This window comes from Actinorhabdospora filicis, assembly GCF_030269765.1.
Lineage (GTDB): Bacteria > Actinomycetota > Actinomycetes > Mycobacteriales > Micromonosporaceae > Actinorhabdospora > Actinorhabdospora filicis.
On sequence record NZ_BSTX01000003.1, the window covers coordinates 662880 to 683474 of the forward strand.

Consider the following 20595-nt stretch of genomic DNA (forward strand, 5'->3'; position numbering starts at 1 on the left):
CACCATCGCGGTGTCCCGGCCCGTTTCGCTCGGGTCGCGCTCGGCTCAGGTCGCGTCGGTGTCGACCTTGGGCGCGCTCACCCGCGCCGGAAGCCCCGCCGACATGGTGAGCGCGGTGTTCATGATGGGCAGCAGCGTCAGCGCCGTGGCGCCCTCCGCGAGGTCCATCTTCAGGTCGAAGACCGGCAGGTAGCCGATCAGGTCGTTCACCTTCGCCACCGTCGCGTGCGGCCCGTGATCGGGCGCGTAGCACCACTTCGGGGCGCCGAGGGTGATGTCGCGGGCCATGATCGCGGCGGCGGCGGCGACCGGGCCGTCGTAGAGCACGGGGGTGCGGCGCACGGCGGCCTGCACGATGAGGCCGGTGGCGACGGCGATGGCCGGGCCGCCCAGGGCGCGCAGCATCACCGGCGCGCGGCGGGCCTGCGGGCGCGCGTTGGTCATGGCGTCCCGGACGGCGGCCGCGCGCGCCATCCACGCCACGTCGTCGTACTCGCCGGGCGCGCCGTGCACGCGCGGCAGCCACGCGATCGCCTCGGCGTTGGTGGCGTGCGCGGTCAGCGCGATCGAAGCCGTCCGCAGTCCCTCGCCGAGGGCGCCCAGCACGATCAGGTCGACCCCGGAGTCCACGGCCGCGTCGGCGAGGTCCGCGCCGCGCTGAAGCGCCGCCAGGCACTCCTCCTCGGACATCGTGTCGCCGTCCTCGGCGGGCGCGGAGGCCTCCACCTCGACGATCTCCAGGGGCGTCCCGGCGGCCTCGGCGAGCCGCGCGACCGGCGCCGAACCGTCGCGCAGCTGCGCGAGACGGTGCGCGCGGTCGTCCCCACCTGCGCCCATGCCGCCACCGGTGGCGGCGGTGATCACGATCGTCTTCGCGCTGGTGAACGCGCCGGGAGTGTCGGTTCCCTGCACCCGCCCGGCCCACGCCAGCAGGTTCGCCATCTCGCCGAAACCGGCGCCGGGCACGTCCAGCGTCGCCAGGCGGGTCTTCGTGCCGGAGGAGTACGCCTCGTCCGGGAACGGGGCCGTCACTTCGGTGATGTCGGCCGGGCCGGTCTCGGGCGCGCTGCTGTCGGTGCTCACGAGGAGCAAGGTTATAGCCTTCGGAGGCAGCCGAGGAGAGGGGACAGCGATGGTCTGGACGTGGCAGCTGGAGGACGCCGAGGGCAACGCCAAGACGGCGCCGGAGGAGTCGCACCAGAGCCAGGGCGACGCCGAGTCGTGGCTCGGGATGAACTGGCGCGAGCTCGCCGACCAGGGTGTGGCCGCGGTCGTCCTGAAAGAGGACGAGCGGGTCGAGTACCGGATGAGCCTGGGCGGCGAGGAGTGATGTGAGGGGCGGCCCACGGGCCGCCCCTTTCCGCACCGGCCCGACTGTGACCGGGACCATGGGAACCGCGCCGCCGTGGCCGGACAGGCGATGGGCGTGTGGATGAATCTGCGACAGCGAATACGCGACGGCGATCCGGCCGCGTTCCGCGAGATCTTCGACGAGCACGCCCGTGCCGTCTACAACCACGCCTGGCGGCTCACCGGGGACTGGTCGGCCGCCGAGGACGCCGTCTCCCTCACGTTCCTGGAGGCCTGGCGGCTGCGCGCCCGCATCGAGGTCGCCGAGGAGCGCGGCTCACCGCGTCCGTGGCTGCTCGGCATCGCCACCAACGTGGCCAGGAACGTCCGCCGCGCCGCCCGCCGCTACGACCACGCGGTGTCCCGGATGCCCCGGAGCGAGGACGAACCCGATCACGCCGACGCGGTCGCCGGGCGCCTCGACGACCGCGAGCGCCTGGCCGCCGCGATGGCCGCGCTGGCGTCCCTGCGCCGCAACGAGCGCGAGGTCATCGCGCTGTGCGTGGGCGCCGGACTCGACTACGCCCAGGCCGCCGAGGCCCTCGGCGTCCCCGTCGGGACCGTCCGGTCCCGGCTCTCCCGTGCGCGCAAGAAGCTCGCCAAGAAAGCCGAGCGCGAACGGGAACCGCTCCCCGCAGCGGGACAGGTGAGAGGTGACCGCGTTCCAGCGGTCCGGTTCGCACAGGAGAAGGCCCGATGAACGAGCAGAACCCCATCGACGCTCTGAGCACGGAGCGAGACCTCCCCGGCGACCGTCACCGTCAGATCAGGGAGCAAGTGATGACCAGGATCGACCAGGACCTCCAGCCCGCCCGGCGGCGGGTGTCGCGCCGCTGGGTGCTCGCGGGGGCGGCGCTCGCCGTCGTCGCGGCGGTCGGCGCGGGCGTGGTGACCCTCGCGGGAGGGGCGAAGGACCCCGCGCCCGAGGTGGCGGCGCCGCCCATGTCGGAGGTGGCGCACATCTTCGAGAGCGCCGCCGCGCACGCGCAGGCGGCGGTGTTCACGCCGCCGCGTCCCGACCAGTGGCTCTACATCGAGGACCAGAGCCACAACACCGGCCCCATTTCCCGCGCCAAGGGAATGCGGCCGGAGGTCAACTCGCGCAACTGGTTCAAGGCCGACGGCACCCAGTGGGCCAGCTCGGAGAACGGTGAGCCGATCCACGTCCAGGCGGTTTCCCACGACCGGGTCACCTGGCCGAAGGCCGACTATCCGAGCCTGGTGAGCCTGCCGACCGATCCGGCCGTCCTGCTCGCCAAGCTCAAGGCGGACCAGGCCGCTTCCGTGGTCGGTACGCCGATCGGCATCGGCGACGCGGACGCGGCGGCCTACCGGACCATCATCGGGCTCATGGGCAACTACCTCCCCCCGCCGGACGTGACCGCGGCGCTGCTGCGGGCCGCCGCCCTGATCCCTGGCGTGACGCAGGAGCCGGTCGAGGTCGAGGGCAGGCAGCTGATCGCCCTCGGCCTGCTGGTGGCCCAGGACGGCGTGATCGATCAGCTGTTGCTGGAGCCGGGCAGTTACGCCGTTGTCGGGGCCCGAGAGCTGTACCCCGCCGACGCCACCATCCCCTTCGGAGATTCCACGATCGAGGTCAAGAAGGGCGAGGTCGAGGCCCTCTCGCTGCGCCTGGCCTCGGGTGTCGTCGACAACTACGGCGACACCCTCTAAACCCGCTCAGGTGACGGCCGCCCGGTGCGCCGGGCGGCCGTTTCAGTACGCGAGGAGGGCCGTGGCGAGCGCGACCGCGCCCGACAGTCCCAGCAGCGAGCCGGTGATCACGCCCGTCACGTAGCTGGGGGTCAGCTTCCGCTTCCACGCGATCCAGGCCGCCAGCAGCGATCCGAGCGTCACCAGCGTGGCGGTGACGTGGAGCATCGGCTCCTTCAGCAGCGGCGCCAGCGGGTAGAAGTGCACGCCGACGACGAAGGCGATCCACGGCGCGATCCACGCGCCCAGCTTGCGCCAGATCAGCAGGACCGCGCCGAGTCCGGCCAGGCCGAACTCGATGCCGACGATGATCCCGAAGCGCGGGCCGGTCTCGGCGTCGATGGCGGTACCGGCGTCCCAGTTGCGCCAGGCGATGAGGCCACCGGCGAGGGCGATGGCGATCCCGATGCCGGAGCCGATGCCGAGCCACTTCTGCATCCGCTTCGGCGGCGCCTCCTGGGCCCAGCCGAACCAGCCCATCCCGACGAAGCCGAAGATCACCGCCGTCATGGCGGCGTCGCGCAGGAATTCGGCCTTCATGTCTGTACTCCCCGGGTCGAGGCGGCTCGGTCGCCGCATCGTATCCGCGAGTGGATCTCGCCTTTCCGGTGGCCTCTACCGCTGTCGAGGAACGGGACGGCGGCCGGGCCGCCGTCCCGCGATGCTCAGAACGGGCGCTTCTCCGGGCTGACGGTCTTGGCCGGGTCGCGCTCGACGACCGGGTCGAGGACCTCGTCGATGGCCTTGAGCGTGTCGGCGTCCAGCTTCACGCCCGCCGCCTTCACGTTCTCCGCGACCTGCTCCGGCCGCGTGGCGCCGATGATCGCCGCCGAGACGTTCGGGTTCTGCAGCACCCACGCCACCGCCAGCTGCGCCAGGCTCAGGCCCGCGCCCTCGGCGATCGGCCGCAGGTTCTGCACCCGGGTCAGCACGTCGTCGTTGAGGAAGCGGGTCGCGGTGGAGTTCTCCAGCGCGCCCCGGCTGCCCTCCGGCGGGGCCTGCCCCGGCAGGTACTTGCCGGTCAGCACGCCCTGCGCGATCGGCGACCACACGATCTGCCCGATGCCGAGCTCCTCCGACGTGGGCACCACCTCGGCCTCGATGACCCGCCACAGCATCGAGTACTGCGGCTGCGAGGACACCAGCTGGATCCGCAGCTCCTTGGCCAGGGTGTGGGCGGCCCGGATCTGCTCGGCCCGCCACTCCGAGACGCCGATGTAGTGCGCCTTGCCCGCCCGGACGATGTCGGCGAAGGCCTCCATGGTCTCCTCAAGCGGCGTCTCGTAGTCGAAGCGGTGCGCCTGGTACAGGTCGACGTAGTCGGTCTGGAGCCGCCTCAGCGAGCCGTCGATGGACTCCATGATGTGCTTGCGCGACAGCCCCCGGTCGTTGCGGCCCGGGCCCGTCGGCCAGTACACCTTCGTGAACACCTCCAGCCCGGCCCGCCGCTGCCCCTTGAGCGCGCGCCCCAGCACCTCCTCCGCCTTCGTGCCCGCGTACACGTCGGCGGTGTCGAAGGTGGTGATCCCCGCGTCGAGCGCAGCGTGGATGCAGGCGTGCGCCGCGTCCTCCTCGACCTGGTTGCCGTGGGTGATCCAGTTGCCGTAGGCGATTTCGGAGACGACGAGGCCGGAGCGGCCGAGGTGGCGATATTCCATGGTCCCGAACCTATCCGAGGACTGTTTCCGGTGGGTTGGCTCGCGTGATCACGGCGTGCCGGTGGCCGGACGGCGTCACGCCGTCCGGCCGGTGGCGGCTCAGTGCGCGGTGGCGGCGGTGGCGGCGCGCCAGGCGAAGCCGTCGGGGTCGGTGAAGTCCCCGGCGCCCCCGGCGACGGTGACGCGGTGGGAGCCGGTGCCCTCGGGGGCCACCCCGGCGTCCTTGGCGGCGGCGCGGCGGCTGTAGAAGGCCAGCCGGACCGGTTCGGTGGCGAACTCGACGTACTTGCGGCCGAAGCTCTTGGCCACCGTCAGGCCGCGCTCGACGTAGAACCGCTTCGACACCGCGACGTCGGTGACGCCGAGCAGCAGGACCACGTCGCTGATCTCGCGGGTGGTGGGGCCGGTGTTCTTCTTGGACTCCGAGGCGAGCTTCCAGATCACCCCGAAGGGGTCGCGCAGGACGCCGCCGTAGCCCCAGAAGCTCTTGGCGACCGGCTTCAGGACGGTCGCGCCGCCCGCGACGGCGGTGCCCGCCAGGCTGTCGACGTCGCCGGGCTGGGACACCACCAGCGACACCGCGAAGCCGCGGAAACCGGTGGTGGGCTCCGACGAGGACGCCACGCGGACACGGGCGTCGAGGCCGAAGGCGGCGTCGTAGAAGGCGCGGGCGGCCTCGGGCTCGGGGGTTTCGAGGATGATGGACTCGATGGGGGACATGCGCTCGCCTTTCGCGGGGTGGGGTGGGTGTTGGTCAGCGGTCCTGGATGAGCCCGAGGACGTTGCCGTCGGGATCGGTGACGGTGGCGACCAGCCGGTCGCCGCCGACGTCGTGCGCGGGCTCGGTGACGGTGGCCCCGGCCGCGCTCAGCGCGGCGAGCCGCTCGGCGATGTCGGCCACGTGCCAGTAGACGACCGGCGCGGTCATGCCCTGCGGGCCGCCGCCGGGGACCAGCCCGATGTGCTGGCCGGCGATGTCGAAACCGGCGTAGTAGGTCCCGTCGGTCTGCGGCGGGAGGCCGAGCAGTGCGGCGTAGACGGCCTTCGCCCGCGCCAGATCGGACACGGGGTGCAGTACCGTCTTGATTCCCTCGGTGATCATGGTCGCTCCTCGTGGTTTTCGCCTCGACCCGATGGCCTCAACGATCCCGTCGGCGCGGCCGCTCCACATCCGTGGTGACCACTGCACCGGCTACGGATTCCCGGTACTGACGAGCGCGGGAGGACGGGTCCGTGGAGGAGATCCCGGCGCGGGGCCGCTGACCTCGTTCGTGGGCCGCGCGGGCGAACTGAGCGGCCTGATCACCGGCAACCGGGGACCGCGCGGGCGCGGCCACCGACCTGGCCACCGCCGCCGCATCGCGCAGTTGTCGGCAGCCCGGCCGCGACCCACGAGCTGATCGACGCGCTGGGCACGGCGACGCCGGCCGGGTCTGGGCGCCGCGGACCTGCCGAGCGCCCGCCGTCGCCATGGTCCACGGGCTGCGCGGCGACGAGGACGCCGGGCGCGAGTGGACTGGTACGTGGCGCTGCGCGTGGAGGCCGCCGTGCTCGCCGGTGACCTCGGCGCCCGCGACCACCGACTTCGAGGCCGCCGGGTGCCGCTACCGGGCGGCCCTCGCCGCGCTCGGCCCGGACGCCCGAAAGGGACGGCGGCCCGCCCGGGCCGCCGTCCCTTGTGGATCAGGCCGTCGCGCCGACCGTCTCCCGCTCCTCGGTGTCCGCCCGCTTCTCGCGCTTGGCGGCCCGCTTCTCCTTGCGCAGCTCCACCATCGTGTAGAGCGTGGGCACCAGCACCAGCGTGAGCAGCGTCGAGCTGACCAGCCCGCCGATCACCACCACGGCCAGCGGCTTGGAGATGAACCCGCCGCCGCCGGTGATGCCCAGGGCCATCGGCAGGAGCGCGAAGATCGTGGCGAGCGCGGTCATCAGGATCGGCCGGAGCCGGTTGCGCCCGCCCTCGATCACCGCCTCCGACAGCGGCATCCCCTGGCGCCGGTACTGGTTGATGAGGTCCAGTAGCACGATCGCGTTCGTCACCACGATGCCGACCAGCATCAGCAGGCCGATCATGGCCGCCAGGCCCAGGCTGGTGCCGGTGGCCAGCAGCAGCAGGATGGTGCCGGTCGCGGCGAAGGGGATCGACACCAGCAGGATCAGCGGCTGGATGAGGCTGCGGAAGGTCGCCACCATCACCATGAACACCAGCGCGATCGCCGCGACCAGCGCCAGGCCCAGGTTCCGGAAGGCCTCGGCCTGGTCGGAGGAGGCGCCGCCGAGGGCGAAGGTGGCGCCGTCGGGCAGGGTCAGCGCGTCCAGCCGCTTCGTGAGCTCCTGGGTCGTGGCACCGAGGGACTCGCCGGTGTTGGTGCCGGAGACCTTCGCCGTGCGCGAGCCGCCGGTGTGGTCGACGGCGATCGGGCCGTCGGCGATCTCCACGTCGGCGACGTCGTCGAGGGTCCCGCCGCCGGGCATCGGCAGCGCGCGAAGCTCCTCAATGGACCCCGGTGCTTTCCCGCCCGCCTTGAGGACCACGTCGGCGGTGGTGCCGTCGAAGGTCACCTGGGTGAGCGTGCCGCCCTGGACGGCCTGCGTCACCAGCTGCGCGATGGCGACCTCGGACAGCCCCCGCGCGGCGGCGGTCTTGCGGTCGACGCTGATCTCGATGCGCGGCACGGTCTCGCTGATGCTGCTCTTCACCTCGGTGACGCCGGGAGTGCCCGACATGGCCGCAGTGACCTTCGCGGTGGCCTCCTTGAGCACCGCCGGGTCGTCGGCGGTGACCTTGACCTCCAGGACGTCGCCGCCGAAGCCGCCGGACTCGCCGACGGTGATCTCGCCGAGCTCGGCGCGGCCGGTCAGCTTGCCGCGCAGCTCGTCCTGGACGGCGGCGAGGTCACCGTCGTCCTTGAGGGTGATCGCGTAGGACGCCTTGGTGGCGCCGCCCCCGCCGAACATGGCCGCCAGGCCGGTACCGCCGCCGCCGATGTTGACCTGATAGGTCTCCACGGCCTTGATGCCGCCGATGACGCTCTCGACGTCCTTGGCCCTGGCGTCGGCGGTCTCCAGGGACGTGCCCGCCGGGAAGGTCTGCTCCATCGCGATGGTCTTCTGGCCGGCGTCGTCGATGAAGCTGGTGTTCAGCTGCGGCACCAGCGACAGGGTGCCGATGAGGATCAGCAGCGCGATCACGACCGTGGTCAGGCGGCGCTCGGTGGCCCAGCGCAGCACCGGCACGTAGGCGCGCTGGAGGATCCCGTTGCGTTCCCGGTTCTCCACCGCCTCGCGGTCCAGGCGGCCCTTGGGCGGCTTCAGGAACCAGTAGGCCAGCACGGGGACCACGGTCAGCGACACCAGCAGCGAGGCCAGCAGCGCGACGGCCACGGTCACCGAGAAGGGCCCGAAGAGCTCGCCGACGAGGCCGCCGACGAAGGCGATGGGCAGGAACACCGCCACGGTGGTCAGGGTGGACGAGGTGACGGCCCCGGCCACTTCCCGCACGCCGGTGAGGATCGCGCTCTTGCGCTCCTCGCCGTAGGACAGGTGGCGTTTGATGTTCTCCAGGACCACGATGGCGTCGTCGACGACCCGGCCGATGGCGATGGTCAGCGCGCCGAGGGTGAGCATGTTGAGGCTGTAGTCCTGCGTCCACAGCGCGATGAGCGCGATGAGCACCGACAGCGGGATCGACACGGCGGTGACCAGCGTCGAGCGCACGGAGAACAGGAACACCAGGATCACCAGGACGGCCATCACCAGGCCGAGCATGCCCTCGGTGGTGAGGTTGTCGATGGCCTGCTCGATGGCGGGGGCCTGGTCGGAGATGACGGTGAGGGCGGTGCCGGAGCCGATCGCGGCGACCAGGTCCGGGAGCTTGGCGCGGACCTCCTCGGAGATGGCGACGGTGTTCCCGTCGGGGGTGGCGGTGATGGACAGGCCCAGGCTGGCCGCGCCGTTGGTGCGGGTCAGCGAGGTCGCCTCCTTGGTGGTGAGGGCGACCTCGGCGACGTCGCCGAGCCGGACGGGGGCGGCGGGCGTCCCGGTGGGCGGCTGGGCGGCGGCGGGCGTCAGGTACAGGTTCTCCAGGTCGGCCACGGCGGTTTAGGCGTCACCGGCCTGGATGGTGAGGGTGCTGCCGTCGGCGGTGACCGCGCCGACGGGGAAGGGCCGCCCGGCGCCCTGCACGGCGGTGCCGATCGCCTGGAGCGTCAGACCTTTGCGGGCCAGCGCGGCGGTGTCGGCGGTGATCGTGACGACCTTCTCGCGGGCGCCGCCGACGCTGACCTCCTTGACGCCGGGGATGCCCTCCAGCTCGGGCACGACCTTGGCGTTGAGGCGTTCGGTGAGGGCGTCCTCGCCGAGGCCGGAGGTGGCCGCGAGCTGGATGATCGGCATGTCGTCGGTGCTGCCGACGAAGGTCTGCGGGTCGACGTCGTCGGGCAGCTTCGCCTTGGCCAGCGCCTGCTGGACCTCGGCCTGCGCCCGGTCGATGTCGGCGCCGAAGTCGAACCTGACGCGGACGTTGGTGCGCGACTCCGAGGAGGTGGAGATGACCTCCTTGATGCCGTCGACGCCGCGCAGGGCGTCCTCGATGGGCGTGGTCACCTCGGATTCGACGATGTCGGGCGCCGCGCCGGGATAGGCGGCGATGACCGAGACCATCGGGAAGCTCATCGACGGGATGAGCTGCTGTTTGAGGTTCGGCGTCGCGTAGGCGGCGAAACCGGCCAGCACGAGGGTGATCAGGGCGACCAGGCCGCGGTTGGCCAGGCTCCAGCGGGTCAGGAAGGACATGGCACAAGGCTGTCCGGCCGGGTGGGGAGCGGCGTCCTCCCCGGGGACGTTCCCGGCGTACCGCGATCGCGGTACGCCGCTGAGACGCCTGTCAGGTTCGGGGCCGCACGAGCCCGGTCTCGTAGGCGATGATCACCAGCTGCGCCCGGTCATGCGCGCCGAGCTTGAGCATGGCCCGGTTGACGTGGGTCTTGGCGGTCATCCGGCTGATGCCGAGGCCCACGGCGATCTCGTCATTGGCGAGCCCCGAGGCCACCAGTGTCAAGACCTCCAGCTCGCGCTCGGTGAGCACCGACAGGTCCTTGGGCACGCGGTGGTCGGCGGCGCCCGGGCTGGCCAGGAACCGGCCGATGAGGCCCTTGGTGGCCAGCGGCGACAGCAGCGCCTCGCCGCGATGGATGACCCGGATCGCCTCGTGCAGCTCGGCGGCGTCGACGCCCTTGCCGAGGAAACCGCCCGCGCCGGCGCGCAGCGCGGCGAACACGTACTCGTCGATCTCGAAGGTGGTCAGCACCAGGACCCGCACGTGCGCCAAGCCGGGCTCGGCGGTGATGAGCCGGGTGGCGGCCAGCCCGTCGGTGCCGGGCATGCGCACGTCCATGAGGACCACGTCGGCCCCGCGGGCCAGGCGCACCGCCTCGTCCCCGTCGGCGGCCTCCCCGACGACCTCCATGTCGGGCGCGGTGTTGACCAGCACCCGGAACCCGGCCCGCACCAGCGCCTGGTCGTCGGCGATAACGACGCGGATCACGCGGCCACCTCCGGGGCGGGCAGCACGGCCCGCACGAGGAAACCGCCGCCGGGCCGGGTGCCCGCCTGGAACGTGCCCTCCACCGACAAAGCGCGCTCCCGCATCCCGATGAGGCCGTGACCGGTGCCGAGGGCCGCCCCGCCCGGCCCGTCGTCGCTGACCTGGACGAGCAGGTCCTCGCGCTCATAGGCGATGCGGACGGTGGCCGCGGCGCCCGGGGCGTGCTTCGAGACGTTCGTGAGGGCCTCCTGCGCGATGCGGAACGCGGTCAGCTCGACCTGCGCCGACAGCGGCCGCGGCTCGCCCTCGGTGACACCCCGCACGTCGTGCCCGGCCGCCCGGAACGACGCCAGCAGCCCCGGCAGGCCCGACAGCCCCGGGCTCGGCTCGGTCGGCGCGTCCTCGTCGGCGCTGCCCGGCCGCCGCAGCAGCCCGACGGTGGTGCGCAGCTCGTCGAGCGCCTCCCGCCCGGCCTCCTGGACGTGCCCGAGCGCCTCCCGCGCCTGCTCCGGCGCGCTGCCCAGCACGTGCGCGGCGACCTGCGCCTGCACGTTGATCAGGGCGATGTGGTGGGCGAGGACGTCGTGCAGCTCCCGGGCGATGTGCAGCCGCTCCTCCATGACCCGCCGCTCCGCCTCCTGCTCCCGGGTCGCCTCGGCCTGCCGGGCGCGCTCCTCGACGGAGGCGATGTAGGCGCGGCGGTTGCGGATGCCGTCGCCGATGGCGGTGGCCAGCAGCACCGCCAGCGCCGGCGACAGCGCCTCGGTCAGCGTGCGCGCGCCCGCCGCGGTGTACGACGCGGTGAGCACCAGCGCCGCCGCCCCGCCGGTGAGCCACGCGCGCAGCCGCGGCGTCCGCACCGCCACCGAGTACATGGCGATGGCCGGGAAGATGTCGAGCGTCCGGCGCGTGTCCGGGCTGATCACCAGGTACGCGAGGACACCGCCGAGGGTGATGGCCAGCAGCACCAGCGGATGGCGGCGGCGCAGCAGGAGCGCCAGGCTCAGCGGGAACGCCATCATCAGCACGAACTGGAAGGGCGGCGCGACGGGGGTGAGCGGCTCCGGCGTCCGCTCCGGGCCGATGCGCGAGGCGACCAGCAGCAGCCCGTACACGAGCGCCGCCAGGGCCAGGTCGGCCAGGACGGGACGCGCGCGGAACAGGTCGCGGGCGCGACGGAGGCTGGTCACCCGTCTCAGGGTACGAGCGCGGGCTGAGAAGTGCCGTCCGGCGAGTCGCGCAGGTCACGGGCTCACCCGATCCGCACCACCCGCGCCCACTCCGGCGGCCGCTCCGGTCGGTAGTCCGGGTCGTTCTCCCGCACCCGCGCCGGGCGCGGGAACAGCCCCACCACCGTCCGGCACGGTGGCCGCCGGGACGGCCAGGGCGTCTGCCCGTCGGTGAGGGCGACGATCACGTCGGGACGCGGCCGCGCCCGCAGCGCTGCCGCGAAGCCCTCGCGCAGGTCGGTGCCGCCACCGCCCAGGAGCTCGATGTTCTCGGCCCGGCAGAGGGGGACGGCCACACCGGCGGCGGCGTCGCAGGAGATCACCGACACCAGGTCGCGGCGGCCGCCGACGGCGCGGGTGATCGCGGCGACCTCCAGCAGCGCCGAGCCGAGTTCGGCGTCACTGACCGAGCCGGAGGTGTCGATGACCACGCACACGTGCGGGGGCGTGCGGCGCAGGCTCGGCAGGATCACGCCGGGGAGCGGGCGGCGGGAGGGACGGCGGTAGGTGTGGTCGTCGCCCGCTCCGGCGCCGCCCACGGCGGAGCGCACCGCCGCGCGCAGCAGCTTGCGCCAGGGCTGCGGCGGGTGGAAGGCGTCCTCGGCCCAGCGGCGCCAGGTCTCGGGGGCGTCGCCGGGGCGGCCCTTGATGCCCTCGGCGACGCGGAAGCGGACGGCGTCGCGCTCCTGGGCGCTGAGCCCGTGCGCGCCGCCGGGGCCGAGGTCCCAGGGGCGCGCCTCGCCGTCGGCGCCGCTGCCGCAGTCGAGCCAGCCGAGCTCGGCCGGCAGGCCCGACATCGTCGAGGTGTGCAGGTACTCCTCCATCAGCAGGCCGCGGTCCAGCCCCAGCATCTCCGGCAGGGCCGCGCCCGCCGGGACGGGGAGCCCGTCGCCGTAGATGTCGTCGTTGATCTCGAAGTCGGCGGCGATGTTGCGGCGCCAGCGGTGACCGGGCCCGTGCTGTTCGTGCTCGGCGGCGTGGCGTTCGCCGCGCCCGTGGTGGTCGCGCAGGAGGTGGGACACCTCGTGGACCCAGACCCCGGCGAGGTCGGCGACCGTCATGCGCGCCACGAACGCTGGGGACACGTAGCAGCGCCAGTGCGGGTCGACGCCCATCGTGGGGATGGCGCGGTCCTCCACGATGCGCAGCGCGAAGAGCGCGGCGGCCAGGTAGGGGCGCACCTTGACCGCGTGCAGGCGGGCGGACAGGAGCTTGTCCAGGTCGAGGGCGATGGCGCTCATCGCGCCACCAGGTCCACCGAGCGCCCGGCGCGTTCGGCGAGGCCGATGACCCCGGCCAGCCGCTCGATGGCCGCCGGCACCTCCCAGTCGTCGCGGCGCAGCGCGGCCAGGGCGGTCGCGGGGGCGACCAGCAGGTCGGCGGTGCCGGTGTCCAGGGCCCGGACCAGCACCGCCCACGCCGCGTCCCAGCGCTGGCGGTCCGGGCGGGAGGCGACGGCCTCGACGACGGCGTCCAGCGCCGCCTGGCGCAGATCGCCGCGCTCGGGCAGCACGGCGGCGGACGGGTCGGCGAGCAGGGTCTCGGGGTCGGGCAGGTCCATCCGGTCGAAGTGGGCGAGCAGCTCCAGGCCGGGGCCGTCGCCGACGGCGCCGCGCACCAGCAGCGACAGGACGTCGCGGGAGGCCGAGGCGGCGGTGCCGAAGGCGATGAGCGTGAGCGCGGCCTCCCAGCTGCGGGGCGAGGGCCAGGCGCCGCCGCGCCGGGTCTCGGTGGTCGGGAGGCGGTGGATGAGCTTGGGGCGCGCGGCGAGGAACCCGCAGACCGCGCGCCGGGCGAAGTCCACCGACTCCGCCAGCCGCGCCGGGTCCAGGACGGGCAGCTCCGCCCGGGGCCACACGCCGCCCAGGCCGCGCACCACGACCTCGCGGTCGTGCGTCCAGTACAGGTGGACGAAGCGGTTGGCCAGCGGCGGGCTGAGCTCCCAGCCGTCGGCGGCCGAGGCCGGTGGGTTGGCGGCGGCCACGATCCGCACGCCCGGTGGCAGCCGCAGCGCGCCGACCCGGCGCTCCAGGACCACGCGCAGCAGCGCGGCCTGCACCGCGGGCGTGGCGGTGGACAGCTCGTCCAGGAACAGCAGGCCCTTACCCGCGCGCACCAGGTCCACCGCCCACTGTGGAGGCGCCATGGGGACGCCGCGCGTCTCGGGTTCCTCGCCGATGACCGGCAGGCCGGAGAAGTCGGAGGGCTCGTGGACGCTGGCGATCACGGTGGTCAGCGGCAGGCCGAGGGACTCCGCCAGCCGGGTCAGCGCGGCGGTCTTGCCGATGCCGGGCTCGCCCCACAGCAGGACGGGCAGGTCGGCGGCCACGGCGAGGGTGAGCGCCTCCAGACGCTCGTCGGGGCGCGGCTCGGTGGTGCTGGCGCGCAGGAGGTTCAGGAGGTCGTCGGCGAGGGACAGCCGGGCATGGGAAGTCATCGAATCACCTGGTGAAAGAAGAGGGATCAGCGGAACTGGCCGGTGCGCGGCCGGGCGCGGTTGACGCGCCGGCGCCGCTCGGCCGGAAAGGTGCGGCGGCTCAGTGGGCCGGGCTCGCGGACGGGGGCGCCGGGGACGGTCGGCAGGCCAGCGCGGAACACGCCGTGCTCCACCCGGCCGTCGGCCGCGGCGGTGAGCTCGTCCCGCAGCGGACCGTCGCGCAGGATCGCGCGGGGACCGAGCAGGCCCTCCACGACGGCCAGCGCGCCGGTCACGTCACCGTGCCGCAGCCGCTCCCGGACGGCCGGCAGCGCCTCGGGGTCGCGGTGCACGGCGTCGATCGCGCGCAGGCACGGCAGCGGCGGCCCGCCCAGCGCGATGAGCAGATGCTCCCGGCGCAGCTGGGCGGGATCGTGGTCGACGGCCGTCAGGACGCCGTCCCGCAGCGCGATGCGGTGGATCTCGCCCCGGCACTCGACCCGGTGCGGGTCGGAGGCCGGTGGCGGTTGCCGCGGCGGGCCCGATCCGTGCCCGGCGAGGGCCCCGGCGACCAGCGGGTGCAGCGCGGCGGGCGTGATGAGCCCGGCCCGCAGCAGCTCCAGGTCGGGCAGCGTGCGGGCGGCGGCCTCCGGCAGCAGTGGCAGGGCCGCGATCTCCTGCGGCGGCGGGGGATCGGCGACGCGCCGGAACACCGGGACGTGGTTCTCGTCGGGCGCGACGAGCTCCAGCACGGCCGTCTCGCGCGCGGCGAGGCGGACGGCGAAGGGCCCGTGCGGGCGCCCGGCGTCCCGCAGCAGCGTCTCGGCCTCGGCGGCCCAGCGCGACAGCGCCCACGGCGGGTCGTCGCCGGTGCCGTGGCGGCCGAGCAGCTCGCCGCTGCGCGTGGCGTCCCAGAGGTGGCGGTGCAGGTCGAGCCGGAACCGGCGGTCCGGCCGTCCGTCCACATCGGAGGGATCCCACAGCGCGAGGGACACCCGCTGCCCGGCGGCGGCGCGCGCCGGGGGCGTACGCGCCACCAGCAGCACCGGACCCGGGTAGCGGGCCAGCGCGACGGTCAGCCCCGGGCGCAGCAGCCCGTCGGGGGCCATGCGGGGCAGGTGCCAGCGGAGCAGATCCGGCGCCAGGCGGCGCAGATCGGCCCTCAGGAGGGTGGTGAGTTCGGTGCCGTACCGGTCCCGGACGGCGGACGGACGCAGATCGACGTCGACGCGGGCGGCGGCGCAGGCCCCGGCCCAGTCACCGGCCGCGCGGCGGACGGTGGCGGTCTCGATCATGGACGGTGGCACGGCGTACTCGCGCACGCGGCGCCACATCGGCGGGCGGGTCGGAATCCCGTTCGCGGAAAGCGGTGCCATCAGCACTCACCCGGCGCGAACGATTCCCCCAATCCACAGGAGAAGGTGGTCATCGGCTCAAGCCTAACCGGCCCGCGCCATCACCCGCCCGGACGGTCCCGCAGTGCCGCCAGCGCCGCCGCGCGCAGGCCCGGGACGTCCAGGGACGCGAACTCCGCCACCGCCGCCCGGTACGCCTCCGGCGCGGCCTCCTCGGCGGCGCCCCGGGCGCGCGAACCCGACATGCTCGGGTGGATCTGGCGCGGCGGCTGGAAACGCTCGGCCAGCGCCGTCAGCCGCGCGCCCGGCACCGCCCGGCCCGCGGCGAGATCGGCCACCGCCAGGGCCAGCAGCACCGCCCCGCACGCCGACATCTCCGCCACGTGACCGGCCGGACCCGACGCGGGCTCCCGCAGCAACGCCGTCACCTGGCGCGGCAGCTCCGACAGCGCGCCGGCCACCAGATCGAGGCGGCCGTGATAGGCGTGGGCCAGCACCGCCGCCGAGCGGATCTCCAAAGTCCACACCTGCACACCGCGCGGATCGGGACGGTACAGCGGATGCCCGGCGGAGTCGATCAGCGCCAGCAGGTCCCGCCAGCGGCGCAGCCCGCCGTCCACGTCGCCCTGGGCGAGACTGATCTCGGCCACCGTCGCCAGCCCGTACGGACGCCCGAAGGGAGCGGTGGTCTCGGTGCCAAGACGATTGCTGGCCCCGTCCACGTCCCGGCACTGGAGCTCGGCCATCACCAGCGCGATGCGCAGGTCCTCGCGGTCGGGATCGGACTCCAGCAGCTCGATCTGGCGCAGCGCCAGCGCCAGGTGCGGACCGGCGCGCTCGCCCTGCTCGGCCAGCAGCGCCAGCCGCCCGACGCGGCAGTGCGCGTGGTAGCGCAGCCAGGGGTTGCCGGAGCGCTCGAAGTCGGCCAGCATCAGCGTCGCCTCGGTCAGCGCGCCGTCGATGTCGCCTTCGCGCTCCAGCGCGAAGCCCACCACCGTGTGCGCGACGCCCGAGGGCAGCGGCCGGGGGTCGGTGAGCAGATCGGCGAGTGTGGACGGCCCGCCGCTCATCGCGCGGACGGCCGCCGCGATCGCCCGCGCCGGGGTGTCCGGCGGGGCCTCGGGCAGGCGGCGCAGGACCAGCGTGGAGCGCAGTTCGCGGCCGCCGTGGGTGAAGCGGCTCAGCGCGCACACCACCGCCGCGGTGCGCACCGCGTCCACCAGCGGGCCCTCGGGACGCAGGTGCGACAGGACGCGGGCGACCTCCCCGGCGCGCTCGGCGACGCGGGCGTGGCAGGCCGAGACGAACCATCGCGGGCCCAGCGCGGCGAACACCGCGGCCGCCGCCGGGCCGTCCCCGGCGTCCAGCGCGTACCGCAGCGCGCGCACCAGGTTGTCCTGCTCGGCGCGGACCGGGCCCATGTCGGCGGGGGAGACGAACGCGATCTCGTTGTGGGCGAGCCCGAACTCGCGCGCCCAGGCCACGAAACCGGCGATCGCCCGCTCGTCCTCGCCCGCCCCGGCGCGTTCGGCGAGCCCGAGGTCGCGGACGGCGGCCGGCATCCGGAAGCGCGTGCCGGTGGGGGTTTCGGTGACCGTGAGCAGCGACTGGGCGGCCAGCCGGTCGAGGACGTCGAGGGTCTCGTCGAAACCGCCGCCGAGGAGCCGCCCGGCCGAGGCGGCGGTGAACCCGCCGGGGAACACCGAGAGCAGCCGGACCGCCGCGCGGCCCGGCTCGTCCAGCAGCCGCCAGCTCCAGTCGACCACCGCGCGCATCGTGCGGTGCCGGGCCGGGGCGTCGCGGGAACCGCCGCGCAGCAGCGTGAAGCGGTCGGCGAGGCCGCGGGTGATCTCGGGGACCGACATGACGCGCACCCGCGCGGCGGCCAGCTCGATGGCCAGCGGCAGCCCTTCGAGGCGCGCGCACAACGCGGCGACCTCCTCGTAGCGCAGCTCGGCGCCGGGACGCGCGGCCCGCGCGCGGCGGCCGAACAGCTCCACCGCCGCCTCCACGGCCAGCTCCGGCAGCGCGTGCACCGATTCCGCCGACAGCCCCAGCGGCGCCCGGCTGGTCACCAGGACCCGCAGCTCCGGTGTCAGCGCCACCAGCCGCCCGACCAGGTCGGCGACGCCGTCCAGGACGCGCTCGCAGTCGTCGAGGACCAGCAGCACCCGCCGGGAGCCGATCGCCTGCACCAGACCGGGGATCCGCCCGCCGGGCAGGTCCTCGGCGCCGAAGGCCGAACCGACCTCGGCGGCCACCTGCGCGTCGTCCTCCACACCGGCGAGGGCGACCAGGCGCACCTCCGCCTCCTCGGCGGAGCGGGCCACGGCGTGCGCGACCCGGCTCTTGCCGATGCCGCCGGGACCGGTGACGGTCACCACCCGCGAGGCCCGCAGCGCCGCCAGCACGCCCGCGACGTCCTTGTCGCGGCCCAGCAACGGGCTCGCCTCGTGCGGGACGCCGTGCCGGACGGCGGGCTCACCGGACCGCAGCAGCCGCCGGTGCGCCTCGCGCGCGGCCGGTCCCGGGTCGGCGCCGAGCCGCTCGCGCAGGTCCCGGCGGTGGGCGTCGTAGCGGACCAGGGCCGCTTCGAGGCCGGAGGTGGCGGCCTCGGCGCGCATCAGCTCGGCCAGTACTTCCTCGTCGCCGGGCCGCTCGGCCCAGATCGCGGCGAGGGGAGCGGCGGCCTCGGCCAGGCGGCCCAGCCGCGCCAGCGACAGCGCCCGCAGCTTCCGGGCCTTCTCGAAGGACGGGCGCCGCGACACCCGCAGCTCGGTGACCGGTCCCTCGCCGTCGCCCACCGTGCCGTTCCACAGCGACAGCGCCGCCTCGGCCCGCTCCAGCGCGGCCGCGTGGTCCCCGGCCAGGGCGTGCCGCCCGGCCGCGGCGGCGCGCTCCTCCAGCGCCCAGGCGTCGACGCGCTCGGGCGGCAGCGTCAGCCGGTACCCGCCGGGTGTGCTCACGATCAGCCCCGGCGCCGTCTCGGCGCGGGTCCGCGAGATGAGCACCTGGAGCGCCTTGCCCGGGTTCTCCGGCGGATCCTCCGGCCACAGCTCGCCGATGAGGCGTCCCGTGCCCACCGCCGCGCCGGGATCGCTTGCCAGCAACGCGAGCAGCGACCGGCGCCGCGGCCCGGCGATCTCCCTCCCGCCCAGAGCCACGGTCGGCAGCAAGATCAGCTCGACGCTCATTGCCAACACCGTAGCCGTGAAAGCCGGTGAAACCGGGGTGAGGGTCGGGCGCAAGCCAAGATCATTAGGCTCTCGCGGGACATCGAACACGGCGGATACGGCCGTCGGCCGAGGTGCCCACCGCCCCCCGCCCAAGGCGTCGGGCCCGTACAACCCCTCGAAAGGCACCACCCATGACCACCCACGTCTCGGCACCGCCCGCGCCCACCGTCCCGGCGCGCAGGTGGCTCGCCCTCATCGCCGTCGCCGTCGGCACCTTCACCATGGTCACCGTCGAGCAGCTACCGATGGGCCTGCTCACCGGTATCGGCGGTTCGCTGAACGTGACCACCGGAGCCGCCGGGCTCATGGTCACCGTCCCCGGCATCGTGGCGTGCCTGGCGGCCCCCCTGCTGCCGGTCGCCATCGGCCGCGTCGACCGGCGGATCGTGCTGATCGCGCTGCTGGCCCTCATGGTCGGCGCGAACGTGCTCACCTCGGTCGCGCCGAACTTCACCGTGATGCTGGTCTCGCGCTTCCTCGTCGGCATCGGCATCGGCGGCTTCTGGGCCCTGGCCGCCGGTCTCGCCGTGCGCATGGTGCCCCCGGCGTTCGTGGGGCAGGCCAGCGCGATCACCTTCGGCGGCGCCACCGCGGCCAACGTCCTGGGCGTCCCGGTGGGCACCATGATCGGCGAGTTCACCAGCTGGCGGACCGCCTTCGCGGTCCTGGGCGGCCTCGCCGTCCTGGTCATCGTCGCCCTCGTCACGCTGCTCCCGGCGCTGCCCGCCGACGAGCCGGTCCGGCTCTCCGCGCTGGCCGGGCAGTTCCGCAAACCGTCGATGCGGGTCGGCGTCTCGATCACGTTCTTCCTGATCACCGCCCACTACGCGACCTTCACCTTCGTCAGCCCCCTGCTGACCGAGGTGGCCGGGATCTCGCAGGACCTCGTCGGCCCGCTGCTGCTGGCCTTCGGCGTCGCCGGGCTCATCGGCAACTTCACCGCCGGACGCCTCGTCGGCCGCGACGTGCGCAAGTTCATCATCGCCGTCGGCGTCCTGCTCGCCGCCGTGCTGGCGCTGTTCCCCATGATCGGCGCCACCCCCGTCACCGGCATCGCGCTGCTGATCGCGTGGGGCCTGGTCTTCGGCTCGGTCCCGGTGAGCGTGCAGACCTGGATCTTCAAGGCCGCCGGCGATCAGACGGAGGCCGCCACCGCCCTGAACTCCTCGGTGTTCAACCTCGCCATCGCCCTCGGGGCGGCCGTCGGCGGCGTCATGGTCAACGCCGTGTCGATCGACGGCGCCCTCTGGGTGGGCGGCGCGGTGGCCGTCCTCACCTCCCTCGTGGTGTGGCGCTCGTCCGCACCCCGCTGAAAAACCACCGAAAGGAACCGTCATGACCACCCCACCGACCGCGCTCCCGGACACCGCCGAGGTCATCGCCCGCTTCAACGCCGTCTTCACCGAGCACGACGCCTCGGGCCTGAACGCGCTGATCGGCGAGGACTGCGTGATGGAGACCGTGGAGCCCGCCCCCGAGGGCGTGCGCTACATCGGCCGCGCCGCCTGCGTCGCCTTCTGGCGCGCCCTCGCCGAGGACCGCGCGGTCGCCTTCCGGCCCGAGCAGGTCATCGTGGCCGGCGAGTGGGCCACCGTCCGCTGGCGCTTCCGCTTCGGCGAGGGCCCCTCCGACTACGTGACCGGCGTGAACGTCACCCGGGTCCGCGACGGGCTCATCGTCGAGTCCGTCGGCTACAGCAAGACCGCCACGGCCGGATCGGACGCCCTCACCGAACTCATCGACGAGGGCAGCGTCGCCTGGAACGCCTGAGCGGCACGGATGGAAAGACGCGCCCGCCCGCCACTGCACACCGCGGCGGCCCACCGGCGCGGGGAGTGGCCCGCGCGTGAGCGGCGATGACGGCCCTCCTCGATCGGAGGGCCGTCTCGCGTTCCCCGCGCGAAAGCCTTCTCACGTCACCGATCCCGCCGGAAACCGTTTGCCGGTCCCGGCGGCGCGCCGGACCCGGGCTCCACTGTCGATCATGCCCTCGCCGCACTCCACAGTGAACTACTGTGTGCATCGTCTCGATTACTCTTAGTTTCCCTCCTGTCGGTTCCTGAGCCTGCTCCGCCCGCGCGTCCTCACCGCCG

General features: G+C 74.1%; 16 protein-coding genes and 1 pseudogene. 5 read left to right on the forward strand and 12 right to left on the reverse strand.

Features of this window, described 5'->3' with window-relative positions:
• Positions 1 to 45: 45 nt before the first annotated feature.
• Positions 46 to 1083 carry a nicotinate-nucleotide--dimethylbenzimidazole phosphoribosyltransferase gene (locus tag QSK10_RS23375; protein ID WP_285665077.1) on the reverse strand — a complete coding sequence of 346 codons (1038 nt, stop codon included), beginning with the start codon at positions 1081 to 1083 and terminating at the stop codon, positions 46 to 48.
• A gap of 49 nt (positions 1084 to 1132) precedes the next feature.
• Between QSK10_RS23375 and QSK10_RS23380 the strand changes: the two genes are divergently transcribed.
• From QSK10_RS23380 to QSK10_RS23390, 3 genes are all read left to right on the forward strand, one after another.
• The gene (locus QSK10_RS23380; RefSeq protein WP_285665078.1) at positions 1133 to 1330 is read left to right on the forward strand and encodes a hypothetical protein; all 198 of its coding nucleotides are present in this window, start codon (positions 1133 to 1135) and stop codon (positions 1328 to 1330) included.
• A 102-nt stretch (positions 1331 to 1432) separates the two neighbouring features.
• Complete coding sequence (locus QSK10_RS23385; protein ID WP_285665079.1) at positions 1433 to 2050, forward strand: RNA polymerase sigma factor; 618 nt, start codon at positions 1433 to 1435, stop codon at positions 2048 to 2050.
• A complete protein-coding gene (locus QSK10_RS23390) occupies positions 2047 to 3024 on the forward strand; it encodes a CU044_5270 family protein (protein ID WP_285665080.1) in 978 nt (325 codons plus the stop codon). The genes QSK10_RS23385 and QSK10_RS23390 overlap by 4 nt, the downstream gene beginning before the upstream one ends.
• 42 nt (positions 3025 to 3066) lie before the next feature.
• Here the strand turns inward: QSK10_RS23390 and QSK10_RS23395 are convergent, their stop codons facing one another.
• From QSK10_RS23395 to QSK10_RS23445, 11 genes and pseudogenes are all read right to left on the reverse strand, one after another.
• A complete protein-coding gene (locus QSK10_RS23395; RefSeq protein ID WP_285665081.1) occupies positions 3067 to 3603 on the reverse strand; it encodes a hypothetical protein in 537 nt (178 codons plus the stop codon).
• 125 nt (positions 3604 to 3728) lie between these two features.
• Entirely contained in the window at positions 3729 to 4721 is a 993-nt protein-coding gene (locus QSK10_RS23400; protein ID WP_285665082.1) for an aldo/keto reductase family protein, read from the reverse strand.
• A 99-nt stretch (positions 4722 to 4820) separates the two neighbouring features.
• Positions 4821 to 5441, reverse strand: a complete 621-nt coding sequence (locus QSK10_RS23405) for a VOC family protein (protein ID WP_285665083.1) — start codon at positions 5439 to 5441, stop codon at positions 4821 to 4823.
• A 34-nt stretch (positions 5442 to 5475) separates the two neighbouring features.
• Positions 5476 to 5823, reverse strand: coding sequence for a VOC family protein (locus QSK10_RS23410; RefSeq protein WP_285665084.1), 348 nt, complete (start codon positions 5821 to 5823; stop codon positions 5476 to 5478).
• Positions 5824 to 6404: 581 nt separating this feature from the next.
• Positions 6405 to 9515: pseudogene (locus QSK10_RS23415) on the reverse strand (efflux RND transporter permease subunit).
• A 91-nt stretch (positions 9516 to 9606) separates the two neighbouring features.
• Positions 9607 to 10266, reverse strand: coding sequence for a response regulator transcription factor (locus QSK10_RS23420; protein ID WP_285665085.1), 660 nt, complete (start codon positions 10264 to 10266; stop codon positions 9607 to 9609).
• Positions 10263 to 11456 (reverse strand): sensor histidine kinase, encoded by a 1194-nt coding sequence (locus QSK10_RS23425; RefSeq protein WP_285665086.1) that lies wholly within the window; start codon positions 11454 to 11456, stop codon positions 10263 to 10265. Before QSK10_RS23425 ends, QSK10_RS23420 begins: the two co-directional genes overlap by 4 nt.
• Before the next feature lie 62 nt (positions 11457 to 11518).
• Positions 11519 to 12736, reverse strand: coding sequence for a vWA domain-containing protein (locus tag QSK10_RS23430; RefSeq protein ID WP_285665087.1), 1218 nt, complete (start codon positions 12734 to 12736; stop codon positions 11519 to 11521).
• Complete coding sequence (locus QSK10_RS23435; RefSeq protein WP_285665088.1) at positions 12733 to 13932, reverse strand: AAA family ATPase; 1200 nt, start codon at positions 13930 to 13932, stop codon at positions 12733 to 12735. The genes QSK10_RS23430 and QSK10_RS23435 overlap by 4 nt, the downstream gene beginning before the upstream one ends.
• 26 nt (positions 13933 to 13958) lie before the next feature.
• Positions 13959 to 15287, reverse strand: coding sequence for a hypothetical protein (locus QSK10_RS23440; RefSeq protein WP_285665089.1), 1329 nt, complete (start codon positions 15285 to 15287; stop codon positions 13959 to 13961).
• 80 nt (positions 15288 to 15367) lie between these two features.
• A complete protein-coding gene (locus QSK10_RS23445; protein ID WP_285665090.1) occupies positions 15368 to 18460 on the reverse strand; it encodes an AfsR/SARP family transcriptional regulator in 3093 nt (1030 codons plus the stop codon).
• 173 nt (positions 18461 to 18633) lie between these two features.
• On the opposite strand from QSK10_RS23445, the gene QSK10_RS23450 reads away from it, so the two are divergent.
• Together QSK10_RS23450 and QSK10_RS23455 are read left to right on the forward strand one after the other, a co-directional pair.
• Positions 18634 to 19815, forward strand: coding sequence for an MFS transporter (locus tag QSK10_RS23450; RefSeq protein WP_285665091.1), 1182 nt, complete (start codon positions 18634 to 18636; stop codon positions 19813 to 19815).
• A 22-nt stretch (positions 19816 to 19837) separates the two neighbouring features.
• Entirely contained in the window at positions 19838 to 20272 is a 435-nt protein-coding gene (locus tag QSK10_RS23455) for a nuclear transport factor 2 family protein (protein ID WP_285665092.1), read from the forward strand.
• Positions 20273 to 20595: the final 323 nt, after the last annotated feature.